Raw genomic sequence first — 17,130 nt, forward strand, 5'->3', positions numbered from 1 at the left:
GAGACACTCTGATAACGAGAAAAATTTTTGCTAAAACCTCAGTCAAACCCAGTAACGGTAAATATTGTGGATATTAATACGCTGTATATTAGTTTCTGATGACTGCTGTGTTAATTAAGCTATCAAGTTTTGTCTTTTGTCCTTTGATCCTTGGCGCTCTCACGTAGACGCATTAGCGGCTTACCGCAGAGTATGACCAATGACTAATGACTAATGACTAACAACCACTGTTAGCTTCAAACTTTTATTTCTGTTTGATGGAAAGAGGTAGAAAATCGTGAAAGGATTGGCGCGTTTATTAACAGTGTTTAGTTTGTTACTTGGTTGCTGGGGATGGTTGGGAACAACTCAGATAGCCCAAGCTGCTAGTTTCAACAGTTTTGCTCTTCCTCAAGTGCCAATTCTGGCAATTGAGCGGCAGAATCGGGCAGATAAGAAGCTAGGAACGGAATTTGGTAAAAAAATTGATTTGAATAATACCAACGTCCGAGCTTTTCAACAGTATCCAGGTCTTTATCCCACCTTGGCTAAGAAAATCATCACAAATGCTCCCTACAAAAATGTAGAGGATGTATTGGATCTTCCAGGATTGAGCGATCGCCAAAAAGCAACTCTGCAAGCCAACTTAGATAAGTTTACCGTGACAGAACTAGAGCCTGCCTTCAACGAAGGAGACGATCGCTTTAACAACGGTATCTACAGATAAGTTGCAGTTGTAGCCAATAGCACCCCACTCCTGATTCAAGGGAGTGGGATTATTCTATTAGAGATGAGGTAGGACAAGGGAGACAAGGGATACAAGGGATACAAGTGGGACAAGCTGACAAAGTAAAATTTTTTCCTTGTCTCCCCCTGCTCCCCTGCCCCCCTGCCCCCCTGCCCCCCTGCCCCCCCTGCCCCCTGCCCCCTCCCCCTCCCCCATTACCTTGCCTCAGATAGATATTCCTAGCCAATTTGATGTCTTAGTAGTCGGCGCTGGTGCTGCTGGACTATACACAGCATTGCGTCTACCAGAGTCCTTGCGAGTCGGCTTGATTACCAAAGAAACTGTTGCTTTGTCCGCTAGTGATTGGGCACAAGGTGGTATAGCCGCAGCCGTTTCCCCGGAAGATTCTCCCACGCTACACATTGAAGATACAATCCGGGCAGGTGCAGGTTTGTGCGATCGCACTGCTGTAGAATTTCTCGCCCAACTTGCCCCTAAATGCATTCAATCCCTAGTTGACTTGGGGGTTGCTTTTGACCGTCATGGTCAAACCTTGGCTTTAACTCTAGAAGCTGCCCATTCTCGCAACCGTGTTCTCCACGCTGCGGACACTACAGGTAGGGAAGTTACAACCACTCTCACCGCCCAAGTATTACGTCGCCCGAATATTCAAGTCATTCAGCAAGCTTTGGCTTTGAGTTTGTGGACTGAACCCGAAAGCAATCGCTGTCAGGGAATAAGCCTGTTTTATCAAGGCAAAATCACATGGATTAAAGCTGGTGCTGTGATCTTGGCAACTGGTGGCGGCGGTCAGGTATTTGCCCAAACCACTAACCCGGCTGTGAGTACTGGTGATGGAGTAGCGATCGCATATCGGGCTGGGGCTATCCTCCGCGATTTGGAATTTGTGCAATTTCACCCTACTGCCCTGACTAAACCTGGTGCTGATCGCTTTCTTATTAGCGAAGCTGTACGTGGCGAGGGGGCACACCTTGTTGATAATGAAGGGCGGCGTTTTGCCTTTGACTACCACCCGGCGGGTGAACTTGCACCGAGAGATATAGTAAGCAGAGCAATTTTCAGCCATTTACAACGTACTGCCGTTGATTTGGCAACTGCCCATGTGTGGTTGGATATGCGCCCCATCCCTGCCGACAAGATTCGTCACCGCTTTCCCAACATCATCAAAGTTTGTCAGCATTGGGGAATTGATGTTTTCCATGAACCAATCCCTGTAGCGCCTGCTGCCCATTATTGGATGGGTGGGATTGTCGCGGATCTGATGAATCGCACGAATATTAAGAGTTTGTACGCGGTGGGTGAAACTGCTAGTACCGGGGTGCATGGGGCAAATCGCCTTGCCAGTAATTCCCTGCTGGAATGTATTGTCTTTGGGGCCCAGATGAGCCAAATTGAGTTGGAAAATATTGGGCTGCCATCAGAAACACCAGTGCTGCCATCACGGAAATTTAGTATTGATCCTAGTGAGTGGCACATCCAGCAAGCACAACTAGAAGCACTCAGAGAGAAGTTACCACGTCTAGTATGGGAAAGTGCTGGTATTTGTCGGGAGCAATCAAAGTTGGAAACTGCGATCGCTACTGTTGAATCTTGGCAGCAAGATTTCGCTGCTTTGCCTTTAAGTCAATTCTTGCTTGCTTTACACCCAACTGAATCAGCTAGTTTTGAGTTCCCAGATGTTGAACGACAATTGCGACTTTGGGCAGAAACCCGCAATTTATTAGATGTGGCTGATTTAATTCTCAAAAGTGCTGCTTTTAGAACCGAGAGCCGAGGCGGACACTTCCGTTTAGACTATCCTCAACCAGACCCCAATTGGCAAGTTCACACACTTGTCCAAAGAAATCATTGGTGGAAATCTCCAATATTATCTTGAACATTCTTCTGTTTCGCATTCCTCATCTAAACCTCGTTTACCTTGAGAACCGTAGTTTTGTAGCGACTGTCTTGAATGTCAAGTGCGATCGCGTAACCCAACATAAATAAGGTGGTAATGTTGGGTTGCGTTTCACTCCACCCAACCTACATAAATATATCTTTTAAAAAACTCTAGGTTTCAGCATAGATGAGGTTTATGTAATTATGGGCCGAGTTAGGGACAGCCCTGTTCTAGTAATTTTTTTAATAAACTACCCTTGCTATCTTCCAAAGGAACAAGACTCGCTAACCCTGTCGGCGGAAACTTCAGCCCGACAATCTAAAATCAAAAATGGACATCAGCGAGTGCCGCTACCATGCTGACTGTCAGGGCCACCATAATTTGGTGGTATATATGTGTCTTTTAAATTTGGAGAATTGACTTTGCGGGCAATTAAAGTATTGCTGCTAGTAGTAACAACAGTATTAGCACTCGCAGTACCGAATAGGCTCGTGGAAGCGGCAATTTTCGGTACTAGTACGTAAGCACTTATACAGAGTATCATAATCTTTGTGAATCGGAAGTTAGTTTTCATAGGTTGCAGTAAATTTACTAATTTTTCATTTAAAACGTATTTTTATTAACTCACGTATATTTACTGATATTTTTGAAAAAATATTTGAACTTTATTAAATTATTCCCAATACTTTACAAGTAATTGTGGTGTTTACTTGTACGACAACCTTGATTTGCTGGTATTAAATAGTTCTTATACTTAAGTAATATTCTTAATTAGCCATTTTTACATCAGTCTAAAGTTAGATATGTTGATGGATTGCTGTAAGCGTTTTGCTTAATTCACTATTTATTAATAATATCTTAATACTTTTAAGTATTAACACTATGTTCGCCGAATCAAGATTTCAAAATATATAAAAAAATACTTATTTTCTTGTATAGTTATGTTTTGACTATAGTAAAGATATATAAAAATAAAATAACGTAATTGTTATATTATAAGGATTTTGAAAACTATGGAACTATAAAATACCGTTGTAATTCCGTATAGTGTAAGTATATTTTTGTTTGTAAAAATAATTACATAAATTTTATAAAAAATAATTTTTATAATTAATTCTGATGATGAATTCCTTTTTAACTTATCTTCTTAGTTTTAATCATCAGTCCCAAAAGCCTTGCTAAGTCTCTATCTTGACTAAAAAACTACCTCTAGTTATATACAAAATGCTTTTTCAAAATAGTGGCTTGCACATATTTAAAGTCCACAGTCCTAATTGAACGGTAAAATTTTTTACTATAGCGAGAAAAATATGGAGACTTAACTCTTAACTAATTAAGCAAACTCGTAGCGATTTTTACCCAGGTGCTTGGCACGATACATTGCTGCATCTGCTTGTTTGATCAAATTTTCACTATCTTGGCTGTTGTATGGGTAGACACTTATGCCAATACTGGCAGAGATTCGGATTGCATAGCCATCCAAAACAATTGGCTTGGTAATACTGCTTAAGATTTTTTCGGCGACTTTAGCAGCTATCTGGACATTAGGAATTGCCCGCAAAATTATAGTAAATTCATCGCCACCCAAACGAGAAACTGTATCACTAGCGCGTAAAGAGTTGCTGAGTCTTCCAGCGATAGTCATTAGCAAGCGATCGCCCGTCTCGTGCCCCAGAGTATCATTAACTTGCTTAAAGCCATCTAAATCAATAAACAACAGTCCCAGCAACAGGTTATTGTGTTGCGCCCAATGTAATGACTCGTAAAGTTGTTCGGCAAAAAATTTGCGATTGGATAAACCGGTGAGGGGATCGTGATACGCCAAATAACGCAAGTGATCTTCTTTGAGTTTTAATTCATTGTTAGACTGGAATAGTTCAGCAGCAGTGCGCTTCAGCTGCTCCTCCATCAGCTTGCGCTGAGTAATATCTCGGATGACCCCAACTAAAAAGAAATTGCCAGCTGAGTCTTTGTGGAGCGATCGCTTAGTGGCAATTTGATGAGTCTGCCCATCTGCATTGGTAAACTCTTCTTCATGTTCCTGGGGCTTTTCAGTTCGGAACACAAGATCATCCTGTTGTCGAAACACATCAGCTTCATGTTTAGGGAAAAAGTCATAGTCTGACTTCTCAATTAATAACTTATTTGGATAACCGATAAATCGACAATAGGCTTCATTTAAAACAATCCACTGGTGTTGTTCATTTTTCACAAAAATTGGATCGGGAATCGTGTTGATTACGTGATGCAAAAATTCTTTAGAACGTTTCCACTCTTCCTGAATATGGGCAATATGACTGATCATCCAAATAGCTGAACTGCCAAAGCTAAACAATGAGGGAAGGAGCGGTATCCACAAACCGTATAAAAAAGCAAAGTATGTAGTCAGTGTCAATACAAAGCAAGAAACTAGGATACAAAGCAGACTTCTAGTAGCGTGTCGTATCCGCCATGTCGTCACGGCTCCCAGATAAGACCAGATAAAAATCCACAAGTATTCCATCAAGTCAGACCAGAATTTTAATAATGGTCGTCCATCAAGAGCAGCAGATATTAACTCACTAATAAAATAAGCTTGCAGTTGAATCCCAGGTACGGGCTTTGCCGTACCCATTAGACTGCTGGAGTAGGGAATAAATACAAAATCCTGAAGACTAGGTGCAGTAGAACCAATCAGTATAATCCGATCTTTGATTAAGTTTTCTGGGACTTTATCTGCCAGTACATCTTTTATCGATACCTGACGAAAATTACAAATTTCTCTAGATGAACTTTGACATTTAGGTTTGGGAAAATTGGTCAGAATTTGGTATCCTCTATCATCAGCCCTCACATAAGCACCATCATTAGCCTCGAAACGAGTAAATGATGCCTTGCCCAATTGCAAATACTCAGGGTTGCTTTTTGCTTTGGTAGGGGTAATTCCCTTTGGCTTTAAATACAATAAAGCCAACTTCAGGGCAAAACTTTCGTGTAACTGCTCATCAACGTGCCAATACAACAAACTGCGACGTACTTTACCATCCAGATCGTACAGCACGTTATTAAAGCCAACTTGATCCTTATTCAGTCCCTGTGGAGGTAAAACACTAAAGTTTTTGTTTTTGTCATTTGCCAATAGTTCAATACCAATTAAATTGGGCATTGACTTATAAGTATTACGCAGTTCTTGATTACCAGGCTCTACTGGCAAATTTCTGTAGAGGTCTAAGCCAATAGCACGGGGTTTGTGGACATTTAATTTTTGCAACAACAGTGCAATCTTCGCATCTGAAATCGGCCACGAACGTATTTCGTTCAAATAGGCTTCATCAATCACTACGATTGTAATACGCTCTTCCGGCGGTTCATTTGGACGTAAGCGAAACAATTGATCCAAAGCTGCAAACTCCAAAGATTGCAATAATCCAATGGAGTGCAACAGCACGACGCAGACTGCAACGCTGACGGCAGTAATCAATTCTCTGTGTCCTCGACTAAGCGATTGTTTTAGTCCAAAGATTAACTTTACAAAACGCTTGCCTAGCTGCTGGTTCATTCCCATTACCTAGTAGGGAGAAATATTCTCTATTTCCTATAGCTATTAACTATCGGACTAACATATTTTAAGGGAGAGCTAAATAGAGTTTCTAAGAGTTTTTTCAACTCAGCAAGTTTCTTCAAGACATTCTGGCATTTGTGAATGTAATAACATATATTAAGGCTGATTTTATGACCAAACGGCAACTGGGAGTTTTGTGGCTATCAGCACAGATTAATAAATCTGTTGAAAGGGAGTTGCAGTGAATTTAACACCCAAATGCTTGCCTGGCAAAGCTTATTCAATTCAATTCGCACATTTGTAATGATTAAGTAGGGCTTGCTGAAAATTGTGGTAACTTTTAACTTCTAACAGACACACCTTTAGGTTTGGTACTGACATGATTAAATCCCAAGTAGCCCCCAAATGCTGTAAAAAAAATTAAAGTATACATCAAATTAAAGTAAATATACTTGATTAATTTCCTTAAACTTTCAAATATTTTCGGATAAAAGCCGCAGGAAAACTGGTAATTGGCTATTGGACAAGACCTATTATCTATTACCAAAAACAAAACAGCCAACTGGAAACAGACTTTGCTGTATTCATCCAGTTGACTATTACTCGGCGCTATAGCGGGGCGTTTCTTCTATTCTGAGTGACAAAAAGCACTGTGTAATGACGGAAAACTCCACGTAGGTAAACCTCAAGTAAAACAAGTGGCGTGGCAGTCTTTTAACTCAGCATTATTTTATGGGATGTGAGCTACACCTTACCACTAGCTTGATCTAGCCTTCTTGAAGACAATTACTTGAAATACTTAAAGTTGCGAGGCCCTGTGTAACCGGAAACTTTTGCTAGTTCATTTAAGTTTTGGACTCCGCTATAACTTTGACCATTGATGATCCAAGTGGGGAAGCCTTCAATTTTTGCGGCTTTACACAGTTCTGTTTGAGCTTTAAGCCCATCGGGAGCGCACTCTACCTTAACATCTTTGTTAATTATTTCCTCGGCTTCTTTACCAAAAAGCTGCTTTTGTTCATGGCAATGAGGACACCAGTAAGCGCTGTATTCCTTTGCGCCTACCTTTGCTAGATGGCTTGCTAAGGCTATTTCTGCCTCGCCAGAAGTGGTGGTAACTTCCCAACCAAACGCTGGGTTAGGGTCTCCTTTGGAATTAAAGGTAATTTTTGTGGGTTGTCCTGGAGTTTCAGGTGTAACATCTGATTTATTCACGCCAGCATAAACGCCTAAAGTACCAATCAGCGTTACCATACCCACAATTAGGGCGGTAAAGAAGATTTGTCCAATATCCTCCCAAGTTCGACCCATAATTGTTAGTACCAAAAGACTCACAGAAAACAAAGCTGAACCAATACAGTAAGGACAAACAGCTTTAATTTGAGATGTCAGCACATACATTAAGTAGCCGCTAAAGACAGACATAGCGATCGCACCCACCAGCAGCAGCCACCACGTCAAATTTTCCAATTGTTTGCGGCTATTGTTTTCCCCTGAGTTAAATACCAAGGGAGCTAAAGCCAATATCACCATACTGATATATGCTAAAAGCCCAAACAAAGCTAACGGCTGACCAAAAATTGTTGCCCAAGGACTGGAAAGCACATCATTACAACCCTTAGCGCCAGCCTCTGCCACACAAGCTGCACTGCCTCCTGTTAACTTTTCTATGGTGAGATAACCTGTGATCAGGGCACCACATCCAGCGATCGCGGCAATCAATGGCCGTGACCATTTATGAATCCAAGGAGTAGAACGACGGCGAATCATAAATATTGGGGAATGGGGAATGGGGAATGGGGAATGGGGAATGGGGAATGGGAAATAATAATTAATTGTTCGCTTGCTCCCCCTACTCCCCACTCCCTACTTTCTAAGAATGTAACTTTACTTGTTCTGCTGATTTGCTTTCACCTTTGGAGTTCCAACTGCGACGCGCGGCTTCGACAAATTGACTGACGCGAATTGGATCAATTGGTTGCTCAATACGTCCGTGACGTTTCAGGGAACTGGAAACTATTACACCATCTGCTGCCTGCATCAATGTATCAATATTTTCCCAACTCGCCCCACTACCAATGAACACTGGCGTGCCAGCTGCTGCATCACAAGCTAGTTCCAAATCTTCTAAGTTAGGAGGGCTACCAGTAGCCCAGCCTGACAAAATCACCCCGTCTGCTAAACCCCTTTCAATGGTGTCTTTCACAGCGACTGTGAGATTTGGAGAACTCAAAGGACGGGCGTGCTTCACCAAAACATCGGCCAGAATTTTAACATCGCTGCCTAACTCCCGTCGATAGCGGAGTAGGTGATGGGCTTCTCCTTCAATTAATCCCTGATCGGTTGCCATTACTCCCGTGAGAACGTTGACGCGGATGAATTGCGCTTGCACACAGCTAGCGATCGCCATTGCACTTTTGCCGTCGTTTCGCAAAACATTTAAGCCTATAGGCAAAGTCACCAAGTTTTGTATCCGTTGCACCACAATGGTCATGGCACTCACAACCACGGGATCGACTTGGTTTTTGGTAAAGGGCGCGTCGAAAAAATTCTCCACAATCAGACCGTCAACCCCTCCGCTTGCAAGGGCCGCAGCTTCTTGTTCAGCTCGGTCAATCACCGCTTTTAGGCTACCTCCCCAACGGGGTGAGGTAGGCAGTGGTAGCAGGTGAACCACGCCAATAATCGGTGAGCGAGTTTTAAATAATTGATATAAGTCCACGTCTTTAATCCGCCTCGCGGAGTCCAGAGTCTAGAATTTTTTGACTATTGATTATATGACCCTTGACTCTTGACTTTTCATTAACTAGTCAAATGTGTTTTATGATAGTCGGTTTATTGCCTCCTTCCTCAGATGGAAATTGGCGTGAAACCTCCCATAAGATATGTTAAGATAAAACCTGGCTACAAGAGGAGTTTGCCACTCACCAGACGCAAGGCAGCTTTCCGTGGTTTAGGCATCTTGTCCGCGAACAGTCGTAGGACTTGCCAATTGCCAGGGTAGCATTACTGCTTTATAGGCGTAGTCGCTTTCGTCGATTTCCCTGAGGGTAGCGACTTCTCACAACAAGCCCTTTGGGCGGCTTCCCGATGGGTAGATTAACAACGCACACGCTGTGGTAATGTAAAATACCAATAGGCGAATTGTTAAAAAAGATTACAAGTGTCAAAAGTACCCAAAGACACTTCAATTCACCCTGGGGAACAGATTGATAGGAATATCATAACATGACCTCTATTTTTATTTATTAATAGGGTTGTGAGTCCACGAACAGTTAAAAACAGTGGGAATTTGCCACTGTAGTGTTTTCATGAGGATGCTGATAGCAAAAAAGCGAAGTTAGCGCCGGAACGTTTGACAACAAGAAGAAAAAAATGAAGATATTTTCAAAATATGGGTGACAAGCCAACAATTGCCATTTCTCACCTGGGCTGCGAGAAAAATCGAATTGATACAGAACACATGCTGGGAATGCTCGTAGAAGCAGGCTACGGTGTAGATACAAATGAAGAGTTAGCAGATTACGTTATTGTTAATACTTGTAGTTTTATTGAAGCAGCCCGGCAAGAATCTGTCAGAACTTTGGTAGAACTGGCAGAGGCAAATAAAAAGATCGTAATCACTGGCTGTATGGCGCAACACTTCCAAGAACAACTTTTGGAGGAATTGCCCGAAGCAGTAGCTGTTGTGGGTACAGGCGATTATCACAAAATTGTTAATGTAATTGAGCGTGTTGAACTTGGCGAACGGGTCAAACAGGTTAGTATCGAACCAACCTACATTGCCGACGAAACTACACCGCGCTACCGCACTACAACCGAGGGCGTAGCTTACCTACGGGTTGCCGAAGGTTGTGATTATCGTTGTGCATTTTGTATAATTCCTCATCTTCGAGGGAACCAGCGATCGCGTACTATTGAATCTATAGTCGCCGAAGCCGAGCAGTTAGTTAGTCAAGGGGTAAAGGAAATTATTCTAATTTCCCAAATCACCACTAATTACGGTTTGGATATTTATGGTAAGCCAAAATTAGCCGAATTACTTCGCGCTTTGGGGAAAGTAGATATACCGTGGATCAGAATGCACTACGCTTATCCCACGGGACTGACCCCAGATGTGATCGCGGCGATTCAAGAAACACCAAACGTCTTGCCTTATCTGGATTTGCCTTTGCAGCATTCTCATCCAGATATTCTCCGCGCCATGAACCGTCCTTGGCAAGGGCGGGTAAATGATGGGATTATAGATCGCATCAAAACGGCGCTACCAACAGCCGTACTGCGGACAACATTTATTGTTGGTTTCCCAGGAGAAACACAAGAGCATTTTGAGCATCTACTAGAGTTCGTTCAACGGCATGAATTTGATCATGTTGGTGTCTTCACCTTTTCCTCTGAGGAAGGAACCCCAGCTTACAAGCTACCAAATCAGTTGGCCCAAGAAGTGATGGACGATCGCCGATACCAACTGATGGAACTCCAGCAACCGATTTCTCAAAAGAAAAATCAACAGGAAGTAGGCAAAATCGTCGATGTCCTGATTGAGCAAGAAAATCCTGAAAGTGGTGAATTAATAGGTCGTTCAGGTAGATTTTCCCCAGAGGTTGATGGTCTGGTGTATGTCAAAGGCCAGGCAAAGTTAGGAACCATCGTGCCAATAGCGATTCACCACGCTGATACATACGACCTCTATGGTCAAGTAGTCAATAACTAAATTGTCTTTTGTCTTTTGTCTTTTGTCCTTTGTTAAATGACCCTTACAGATTTACCCTTATTTTAAGGTCAACGCTGCATTAATGGCAGTTTTCATGAGGGTTTACCTGAAGTTCGCGGACTCTTTGGCATAGTCTCTCAAAGACTTGAGGCTTCGCTACCGCCCTTGGCTTACTAATAACTAATGACTAACGACTAATGACTAATGACTAATGACTAAATGGCTAATCCAAGAATCCTTACATAAAATTTAGGACGAATTAATGACTCTTTCATTCCAAGAATTAGGCATTTCCCAAGAACGTGTTGCACAACTAGAAAAAATCGGTTTTACCGAACCAACTAACATTCAAGTCCAAGCAATTCCCCAATTGCTGGGTGGTCGTGATGTAGTCGGTCAATCTCAAACTGGAACAGGCAAAACCGCAGCATTTTCACTGCCTATTTTAGAGCGGCTAGATATTAATCAAAAAGCCGTACAAGCCATAGTTTTAACACCAACTCGTGAATTAGCAATGCAGGTTCACGATGCGATCGCCCAATTCATCGGCGATGAAGGATTGCGGGTGTTAGCAATCTATGGTGGTCAATCAATTGACCGCCAGATGCTACAACTCAGACGTGGCGTTCACATGGTTGTGGGCACTCCCGGACGGGTGATCGATTTACTCGATCGCGGCTGTTTAAAGCTCGATCAAGTGAAGTGGTTTGTGTTAGATGAAGCCGATGAAATGTTGAGCATGGGCTTTATTGATGATGTAATCAAAATCCTCTCACAAGCGCCCGTAGATCGCCAAACAGCTTTATTCTCGGCAACAATGCCACCATCGATTCGGATGTTGGTGAACAAGTTCTTGCGATCGCCTGCAACTGTCACCGTTGAGCAACCAAAAGCCGCTCCTAACAAAATCAATCAAGTAGCTTACTTGATCCCCCGCCACTGGACAAAAGCTAAAGCTTTACAGCCGATTCTGGAAATGGAAGATCCAGAAACAGCCTTAATCTTTGTTCGCACCAGACGCACAGCCGCCGAACTCACCAGTCAGTTACAAGGCGCTGGTCACAGTGTCGATGAATACCACGGTGACTTGTCACAACAAGCGCGGGAACGTTTATTAGTTAGATTCCGTAACCGTCAAGTCCGTTGGGTAGTAGCAACTGATATTGCAGCACGAGGGTTAGATGTGGATCAACTCTCCCATGTAATCAACTTCGACTTACCCGATAGCGTAGAAACCTACGTCCACCGTATTGGTCGTACTGGTCGTGCTGGTAAAGAAGGAACAGCAATTTCTTTAGTACAACCATTTGAGCGTCGCAAACAGCAAACATTTGAACGTCATAACCGTCAAAGTTGGCAATTGCTGACCATTCCTACACGCGCACAAATTGAAGCGCGGCACATCCTGAAACTGCAAGAACAAGTGCGGGAAGCTTTGACAGGTGAGCGTTTGGCTTCATTCTTGCCAATTGTTAGCGAACTAATTGAAGAATACGATGCTCAAGCGATCGCCGCAGCCGCATTGCAAATCGCTTACGATCAAACTCGCCCCGCTTGGTTGAGTTCAGATGTGGAAATTCCCCAAGAGGAATCTTCTGCTCCCAAACCAAGACTCGGCAAGCGTCGTGACTCTTCCAGCGATCGCCCCCGTTCGGCATGGAAATCAGATAGTAACAATGGTGAAGAAAGACATTCTTCTCCCAAGCCCAAACTGCGGACAAGTGGGAACGAGTCTTCTGCATCCCCTAGTAAAAAGATAGGTTCACCTACAGCTAGAGAATCAGCTTCTTAGTCAACAGTTAGAAGTTAATCAATTTTGGATTTTAGACTTGTCGTGAGCGTTCAGTCGAACGATTTTAGATTTTTTCTTCAATCCAAAATCCAAATATAAAATTGGAGAGTTGAGAGTTAAGAGTCAAGATTTTGGCTTTGGCTCTTGACTTTTTGGCTTTTTGGGTAATTTTTTCTCCCAGATTGGCTCAACCAAGAACCAATAGTTTTGCAAGACAACGACAAACTGACACTACCAGACTTACTAGCAGGTTGGGAGCCAATACTTGTAGGTTAAGGGGAAAAGGGGAAGGGGAAAGGGGAAAGGAAAAACCTTTAACCTTTACCCTTTAACCTTTTCCCCAAATCCAATGCCGAGTTAAAAATGCTTAACCGAGCAGTATTGGGTTGGGAGCTAGTAGTGTCAGAAATTTGGCCTCCTGTGTTTGAGTAGTTCAAAACTACTACAGCCAAGGACGACTAACTAGTTCTAACTCTCCAATTTCATCGTCGCTCAATCTCCAGCCCAAAGCACCAGCATTCTGCCGTACCTGTTCGGCTGTCTTCACCCCAGCAATGGGAATAACGTTCCCCTGAGTAATTAACCAGTTGAGAGCAACTTGGGCAGGGGTGCGATCGTATTTTTCCCCGAAGTTGCGTAGCAAAGATATGACTGGGGCAATTTTTTGCAGACCTTCTTTCTTAAATTGCGGGTCTATTTTTCTCGCACCAGTGGGGGTTTCAGCATTATTAATACTGTACTTACCTGTGAGTAATCCCTGTGCTAAAGGACTATATGCCAAAATAGTCACACCCAACTCACGCGCAGTTGCCAGAATCCCCTTGCTTTCAATTTGGCGACTGAGTAAAGAATAACGGACTTGGTTTACAGCTAAAGGCACTCCACGGGCTGCCAATATTTGATGCGCGTCTCGCATTTGCTCTGCTGAGTAATTACTTACACCGACTGCCGCAATTCTGCCCCGCTTCACTTCATCCGCTAAGGCATTCATTAAAGTTTGTTGACTTAAAAAGAAAGCAAAAGGCCAATGCACTTGGTACAGGGCAATTCGCTCAAGTTGTAGTCGTTTGAGGCTATCTGTTAAAGCATCAGAGACAGATTGGGCTGTAAATCGCCACGGTACGGGGCCAAATTTTGTGGCGATTTGTACAGGTTGTTGTGTCTGTTGCAGAAATTGTCCTAAAAATTCCTCGCTCTTTCCCATTCCGTAGATTTCGGCAGTATCAAAAAAGGTAATACCAGCTTCTAAGGCTGCGGTAAATGCTTCTTGCAACTGTTCTGGGCCGTAGCGATCGCCATAATTCCAAAATAGTTTATCACCCCAAGCCCAAGTGCCTATGCACAAGGGTGTAACAGACGGGCCATTTTGCCCCAATGTGATGTTTTCCACGGTTGCAAAATTTAGTTTATTTACATTTCTTTACTTTTATAGTGTATCGTTACAGACAAGATTGGGTGTGAGTAAGTTGATCTAGTATTTTTAAGGATCTTCACGGTGCGATCGCGATTTAAACCCTGAATCAAACGCGCATAAGGGACTTTCAGTTAAAAAAATATCTTGTTGTAGGGACACAAAGCCTTGCGCTCCTAAAATCTATAAATAATTTGGGATAATTTATTTTTTACAAGTCCCTAAACAAGATCCCCGACAACTTTTACGAAGTCGGGGATCTGCGGGCTGCAATTCTCACACATCAAATAGGATTGCGATAGTTGAGTGTATTTACTTGTAATTATGAATTAGATGGTTTCTCCTGCTTGACTTTTTTGATTAATTGCATGTAGACATTAATTTCACTAATTTCTACATCATGCTCAACTCTGGTTACTTTCCATTTCTCTTTTTTTAGGTAAACTTCCTCTCCTACTCTGGGAGTAAATTGAAGATCATAGAACTTTTTTAGAAAATCTTTTTGATTTTCTTCCCATAATATTACTTTGACTGGTTCTTGACTCATTGCTTATGCCTTTTTGGTTACTAGATGAAGCTAAGTAGTTTGATGACATACATACGGCAAGTTTATCTTACTAATTCAATAGAATAGCGTAGTTAAAACCACATTTTCATATTGATATTTTTATCTGGCTTGATTGCGTCCGATAACAGGTGAAGCACAATACCATCACTCTAGTTGTATATAACTAGAGTTGTACTCTATGCTATAATCAATCGCGTTTTAACTTAGTGTTAGACCTTCCATATAAGTTTAGTGAATTATTAGAAACTTACCTAGTAAGTAATAACTGTTAATAATATCCTCTAGTACAACTGCGATATTTATGGATAACCAAGAGACAAGCAACAAGAGAGAGATGCTTTATCGCAATTATTTGTATCCTCATGCTGAGAGTATCTAAATTTTCATCTTTTCTAGACTTATATGGAGCAAGCAAAGAAGTTATTGAAGAAGTTAGGAAAGAGGAAATTCAAGCTCGAATTGAACACTTGCAATCATCTCCTAAAACTAATTTAATACTATTGGCATCTGAAATAGAAAGAGAGCTTCGATATTTAATTGCTAGTATGGGACTTTTGGATAAGTCTCAAGGTAGATTCTTAGCTGATGTCAAGCTTTTGGAACCTTATGGTTTTACTGAAATAGAAAAAGCTAATTACTTTTGGTCAATACGTAATAAAAGTGTTCATGGGCAGGAGGTAGATTCAAATGATATTTTATTAGCAGTAGAGAGTGGTTTATCTCTTCTGGAAAGCCTTCAATCAATCCCGCATGAAGTTCATATAGTTTATCATCCAGGAGTTTTAGTCTATTCTGATCCAGACTGTACAAGAGTTCAAGAATCTGTTAAAGGAGTAATTCTTGAAACAAGAAGGCATCCAAGCGATGCTTTTGTTGGGTTTATTATTTTCCCGACAACTCTTATATCTTTTATAAAAGATAGAATTGTATCTTGGGAGTGGAATATGAATAGAATTTGGGAAGTAGCTTGGTATCGTGATCCCGATACGAATGAGATTAAATCTGCATGGGCTTCATCGGCTGAATTTGTTGGTCGAGATTTGGATAATCTCCGATGATAGGGATAGTATCAATTTTAGCCACTCAATAAAGATAAATTTGGCAAAATTATCTCGATTAATCTTGAAACAATAGATTACGAAATCGGTAATAATTTAGTCGAAACGAGTTTTCGATTACGATTTAAGCAAACCGATGCAGCACTTTGGGGAGAAAGAATTGATTTTGATGCTGTTTATGCAGTTGGTGGTACATTGCTCAGGATGGCACAGTGATACACGAGACTTTAGTTAGACTTCAGGCAAAAATGAGTGTGATTATTCTTCTCTCCGATGAAATCATGAGCATCTTAATATCTGTCACATTTTGGCGCGATCGCTCTAGAAACCAGAAAAGGGCAATTGAGGATTTTAATCAAGCTCTCGTCATTATTTTATGTACTTGACTGTGCAGCAATCTGGACAGCTTCTATATCAACATTGAGGTGTTGAGCAATCTGCTCAACACTCATCCCTGTTTTTAGTAACAGAGGGACGGTAAGTTTCAACATTTCAGCTTCTCGTTCTTCTCGACCTTCTTCTCGACCCTCGGCTTTCGCTTCCTGATAAACTCTTGTTTGCTCCAAAGTGAGTCCTAGCATAGCTTCAACGTCCTCTCTACTCAAGGTCGAAAACTTATAAACGGCAATTGTGGTTATGATGTCTAGTATTTCGTTTTGCGGCAGTGTGTCCGTTTCCTCTAATTTTACCCGCTCAATCAATTGCTTTGCTTGCTCTGCCATCACTTCATCCGATGCTAGAGTCAACTGCATCAAGTTGATACCTATTGGCTGCTGATTAGTCGCGCCTAACTCATCTAAATAGATTCTCTGCACTTGATCGCTGTTGAGAAATATTCGATGAGTTCTTTGATCGCTTGGTTCCAAAGAGCGTGATGAAAAAATTACCACACAGAACCAGTCATCGTACTGAAAACGATTCCGGTTCAGGTACATCAACGACTCGGTAAAGAACCGATGGTAGAGGGCTTCATCTTTTTGGAATTGAACTTCAGCAAAAAAGATCACCTTCGATGTTGCATCCTCTGGAGGTAAAAACACACCATCGATGCGAAAAGCAGTTTCTTTGACTTCAAGTGATTCAAACCGATAGTTTTGCCCTTGCAGAGGAGGATTATCAACCAGTTCAAAGAGTAACCCAGGAAAGCGCTTAAAAATTTGATAGTAAATGGAATCTCGTTTCACTACTTCATCCTAAAATTCTCTCGTTATCCGTAGGCGTAGCCCACACTTCTCTACGAGACGCTGCGCGAACGACAAGCTCAGTGACCATCGTAGACATCGCGGATTAGCAGCAAGCCATAAAAATTAATCCTAACTTGGCTGAAGCTTATGCTAATCGAGGTGTATAATTGCTTGCCAAATAAGTGCGATCGCATCGCAACTTCCACTTTTCCTTAGCTGATTTTAAGCGGGTAGGGTTTATCTTTATTTAAAGAGA

Annotated in this window: 13 protein-coding genes; 5 read left to right on the forward strand and 8 right to left on the reverse strand. The window is 41.9% G+C overall.

What is annotated here, in order from left to right; all coding sequences use genetic code 11:
• The first annotated feature begins 277 nt into the window (after positions 1-277).
• The gene (gene psbU / locus GJB62_RS21670; protein ID WP_114082737.1) at positions 278-706 is read left to right on the forward strand and encodes a photosystem II complex extrinsic protein PsbU; all 429 of its coding nucleotides are present in this window, start codon (positions 278-280) and stop codon (positions 704-706) included.
• Positions 707-926: 220 nt separating this feature from the next.
• A complete protein-coding gene (nadB, locus tag GJB62_RS21675; protein ID WP_114082739.1) occupies positions 927-2,603 on the forward strand; it encodes an L-aspartate oxidase in 1,677 nt (558 codons plus the stop codon).
• Positions 2,604-2,943: 340 nt separating this feature from the next.
• Here the strand turns inward: nadB and GJB62_RS21680 are convergent, their stop codons facing one another.
• The 4 genes from GJB62_RS21680 to btpA all read right to left on the reverse strand — a co-directional run bounded on the left by GJB62_RS21680 (position 2,944) and on the right by btpA (position 8,869).
• On the reverse strand, positions 2,944-3,150 hold the full coding sequence (locus GJB62_RS21680; RefSeq protein WP_114082740.1) for a hypothetical protein: 207 nt from the start codon (positions 3,148-3,150) through the stop codon (positions 2,944-2,946).
• A gap of 789 nt (positions 3,151-3,939) precedes the next feature.
• A complete protein-coding gene (locus GJB62_RS21685) occupies positions 3,940-6,144 on the reverse strand; it encodes a CHASE2 domain-containing protein (protein WP_114082741.1) in 2,205 nt (734 codons plus the stop codon).
• Positions 6,145-6,933: 789 nt separating this feature from the next.
• Positions 6,934-7,917, reverse strand: coding sequence for a vitamin K epoxide reductase family protein (locus GJB62_RS21690; protein WP_114082742.1), 984 nt, complete (start codon positions 7,915-7,917; stop codon positions 6,934-6,936).
• Positions 7,918-8,020: 103 nt separating this feature from the next.
• Positions 8,021-8,869, reverse strand: a complete 849-nt coding sequence (gene btpA, locus GJB62_RS21695; RefSeq protein WP_114082743.1) for a photosystem I biogenesis protein BtpA — start codon at positions 8,867-8,869, stop codon at positions 8,021-8,023.
• A gap of 672 nt (positions 8,870-9,541) precedes the next feature.
• Here btpA and rimO point away from each other — a divergent pair.
• Together rimO and GJB62_RS21705 are read left to right on the forward strand one after the other, a co-directional pair.
• Positions 9,542-10,861: a 30S ribosomal protein S12 methylthiotransferase RimO gene (gene rimO, locus GJB62_RS21700; RefSeq protein WP_114082744.1), complete on the forward strand. Its 1,320-nt coding sequence runs from the start codon at positions 9,542-9,544 to the stop codon at positions 10,859-10,861.
• 262 nt (positions 10,862-11,123) lie between these two features.
• Positions 11,124-12,653: a DEAD/DEAH box helicase gene (locus GJB62_RS21705; protein WP_114082745.1), complete on the forward strand. Its 1,530-nt coding sequence runs from the start codon at positions 11,124-11,126 to the stop codon at positions 12,651-12,653.
• A gap of 442 nt (positions 12,654-13,095) precedes the next feature.
• Here the strand turns inward: GJB62_RS21705 and GJB62_RS21710 are convergent, their stop codons facing one another.
• The gene (locus GJB62_RS21710) at positions 13,096-14,043 is read right to left on the reverse strand and encodes an aldo/keto reductase (protein ID WP_114082746.1); all 948 of its coding nucleotides are present in this window, start codon (positions 14,041-14,043) and stop codon (positions 13,096-13,098) included.
• Between the two features lie 343 nt (positions 14,044-14,386).
• A complete protein-coding gene (locus tag GJB62_RS21715; RefSeq protein ID WP_100901136.1) occupies positions 14,387-14,611 on the reverse strand; it encodes a hypothetical protein in 225 nt (74 codons plus the stop codon).
• Between the two features lie 383 nt (positions 14,612-14,994).
• Here GJB62_RS21715 and GJB62_RS21720 point away from each other — a divergent pair, with 383 nt between their 5' ends.
• Positions 14,995-15,690: a hypothetical protein gene (locus GJB62_RS21720; RefSeq protein ID WP_114082747.1), complete on the forward strand. Its 696-nt coding sequence runs from the start codon at positions 14,995-14,997 to the stop codon at positions 15,688-15,690.
• Positions 15,691-16,064: 374 nt separating this feature from the next.
• Here GJB62_RS21720 and GJB62_RS21725 read toward each other — a convergent pair whose 3' ends face one another.
• A complete protein-coding gene (locus GJB62_RS21725; RefSeq protein ID WP_114082748.1) occupies positions 16,065-16,874 on the reverse strand; it encodes an Rpn family recombination-promoting nuclease/putative transposase in 810 nt (269 codons plus the stop codon).
• 77 nt (positions 16,875-16,951) lie between these two features.
• The gene (locus tag GJB62_RS38045) at positions 16,952-17,080 is read right to left on the reverse strand and encodes a hypothetical protein (protein ID WP_256874352.1); all 129 of its coding nucleotides are present in this window, start codon (positions 17,078-17,080) and stop codon (positions 16,952-16,954) included.
• Between the last annotated feature and the right edge of the window lie 50 nt (positions 17,081-17,130).

Origin of the sequence: Nostoc sp. ATCC 53789 (genome assembly GCF_009873495.1) — a bacterium.
Taxonomy (GTDB): Bacteria; Cyanobacteriota; Cyanobacteriia; order Cyanobacteriales; family Nostocaceae; genus Nostoc; species Nostoc muscorum_A.